Here is a 2,417-nt window from a genome sequence, read left to right on the forward strand (position 1 = left end):
ACTAATGCAAGGCATGGCGACGGAATGAAAACCCCGCCGACGCGGCGGGGGGCGTGTGAAGAGCTTGTGATCCTTGCCGTTCGCGCGGCTGTGCCGGCTAACGAATTCGCGCCGCAGCTTGCGGGCGATGCCGGTGGTCGCCCGCTGAAGCGACTCACAGGGGCTTGCTCCAATGCTGCGAGCCTTCGAGGCCGGGTTCCATATTCCAAGATACGGAACTCGGTGTTGCATTTGTGGGTTTTGTTATTGATCGTTCCGCAAGGAGGCTCCAATGAAGAGACCCTTGATAAGCGTGCTGCTTGCGGTCGGAGCAGCAATATTGACCGCTGCTCCCGCATTCGCGGACTACTACATTGTGAGAGAGGGTTTGGCCGACCCCTGCAAGGTGGTCGACAGCCGGCCACTGGACGGCAAGACCATTGTGGGCGGCGACCGCACCTATACGAACCGAGCAGCAGCCGAGAAGCAGTTGCCCCTTCTGTGCAAAAGCGAATAAGCGGCTGGACAGAAGACGTGGAGGCATCTTGTCGGGCGAGAAAAAGCCCCGCGCGAGCGGGGCTCAGAGAAATAACGTAGGGTTAAGCTCGGCTGTCGAGCGACAATCCTATGCTGAAGGCTTTTTGACGAGTGGCGCCTTCGGTGCGCCTGAGCGACTTCGCGATCGCTCCAGCGGGCCGTTTTTTCTTGGCCATGGCTTTGAGGGTGCGGACGTGCTCCGTGCTCCAGGCAATTTTTCGCTTCTTTGGCATTTACATCTCCAAATCTAACAAATGAGAATCGGCTTATAGCGGCGAGGGAACTTAAAATAAAGACGCACACGCGGTTTTCTATGATTTCCGTTTTTTGTGCGCCGGCTCGGAGGCGCTTGGAGCCTTATAACGCACCACTTGGCCCAATCATCCGGTCGAGCAAGCATTTTTGCTGCATATGAGGGCACGCGCCGTCGAAGCTACGGGCCCTAAAGAAGCCGGCGCAAGGGCGGCGCCGATCAGAGCCAAATAGGCAATGGCGAGGACAGAGAAGAAGACCTTTCCGGAGATCATCAAGTGCCTCCAAATGAAAATAAATCAAGGGACAGCTACATCTGACGACGGCGGGGTGCAACAACTGAGATCAGTAAGCTTGTGCCGAGCCACGGCTGCGAGGAAAATTGGGCCGAGTACTGTTATATCGTGTGGGGTTTCATCAACTGCGTCCCAACTTGTTTCGGTTACGACGCCAGCGTCATTAGGATCGCCCTGCCAATACACGAGCGAACCTTTCTTAAGTGATTTGGATTCGTTAGGCGTCATCGGCGCACACGGTACCTGCACGGGCCGCATCAGCCGCCGTATTGGTGGCTGACTCCGCGTGTCACTCGGCGTGGGGTCCCGACGCCGATCGGCACGCTAAGTTGTTGATCCATTTCACATCTGGGGGGTCACACTTCCGCGCTTATTCACAGCCATACGGCTAAATAAGCCTTTGAAGGCGCGTTATACAATGCCATCAGGTGAGGTTTCGACAGATGGGTAAAGTCATCAGCAGTTCCGACACTGGAGATTGTGACGACGTGGCGAGCCCGCTTCCAGGATTCTTTGAAGGCACGGAAATGCCGAATGCCGGCTGGTGGGAGGCGCTGTGGGCCGATCCTGCCGTGGTCCTGGCCAGCGTTGGCGTAAAGCCGAACATGGCGGTCATGGATTTATGTTCAGGCGACGGCTGGTTCACGCTGCAACTTGCGAAGCTTGCGCGGCATGTCGTTGCAATCGATATCGACACAAATCTGCTGAAAGTGGCGCGGCATCGTCTCGCTGAAAGTGCTATCACGAATTGCGATTTCGTTGCGGGGAATGCTTACGAACTCACCCGACTCTGGCCGAATCCAGTTGATTTTGTGTTCCTGGCAAACGCCTTTCATGGTGTGCCGGATCGAGAGCGGCTGGCTCATTCGGTTCACGATGCGCTCGCACCAACGGGGCTGTTTGCGGTGGTGAACTGGCATAAGCGGCCGCGCGAGGAAACCACGGTCCTGGGACAACCGCGCGGTCCAAGGACCAAATTGAGAATCTCGCCGGAACAGACCTCTCGTGCCGTCGAGGCGGGCGGCCTCAAACTCGTTCGGGTCGTCGAAGTGCCGCCATATCATTATTGCGCAGTCTATCAACGCCGAGCATCCTGAATCCCATGCCGCTACCGGTTAACAAGAATCCATTGTCGCGGTCCGTCTTCCTACCTACGGCGCTGCTGAGAGAAGCGCGCCGGCAAAAGCGCCTGGCATCGGTCGATGTGCCGGCAACCTGCGTTCTGGACCCCGACGGCGATATCGTACGCCGATTGCGGCAGACAGGTCTGGCGCAGCCGTTTGAAAACTGGCCGTGCTATCACACAGCGCTCGATACATTCGTGCTTGGCGGTCTGACAGTCGGGATTGTCGG

At 57.3% G+C, this 2,417-nt stretch carries 4 protein-coding genes; 3 read left to right on the forward strand and 1 reads right to left on the reverse strand.

Annotation, left to right across the window (positions count from 1 at the left end):
- On the reverse strand, positions 1-231 hold a 231-nt coding region (locus VGG64_13070; GenBank protein HEY1600531.1), incomplete at its 3' end, for a hypothetical protein.
- 40 nt (positions 232-271) lie between these two features.
- Here VGG64_13070 and VGG64_13075 point away from each other — a divergent pair.
- The 3 genes from VGG64_13075 to VGG64_13085 all read left to right on the forward strand — a co-directional run.
- Positions 272-496 (forward strand): hypothetical protein, encoded by a 225-nt coding sequence (locus VGG64_13075; GenBank protein ID HEY1600532.1) that lies wholly within the window; start codon positions 272-274, stop codon positions 494-496.
- Between the two features lie 1,095 nt (positions 497-1,591).
- The gene (locus VGG64_13080) at positions 1,592-2,161 is read left to right on the forward strand and encodes a class I SAM-dependent methyltransferase (GenBank protein HEY1600533.1); all 570 of its coding nucleotides are present in this window, start codon (positions 1,592-1,594) and stop codon (positions 2,159-2,161) included.
- Positions 2,162-2,166: 5 nt separating this feature from the next.
- The coding region (locus tag VGG64_13085; GenBank protein ID HEY1600534.1) for a hypothetical protein at positions 2,167-2,417 on the forward strand (251 nt) is incomplete at its 3' end.

It is taken from the genome of Pirellulales bacterium, assembly GCA_036490175.1.
Lineage (GTDB): Bacteria > Planctomycetota > Planctomycetia > Pirellulales > JACPPG01 > JACPPG01.

Coding starts and splice junctions, on each gene's coding strand:
- VGG64_13075 (HEY1600532.1), top strand. CDS start 272: ATGAAGAGACCCTTGATAAGCGTGCTGCTTGCGGTCGGAGCAGCAATA.
- VGG64_13080 (HEY1600533.1), top strand. CDS start 1,592: ATGCCGAATGCCGGCTGGTGGGAGGCGCTGTGGGCCGATCCTGCCGTG.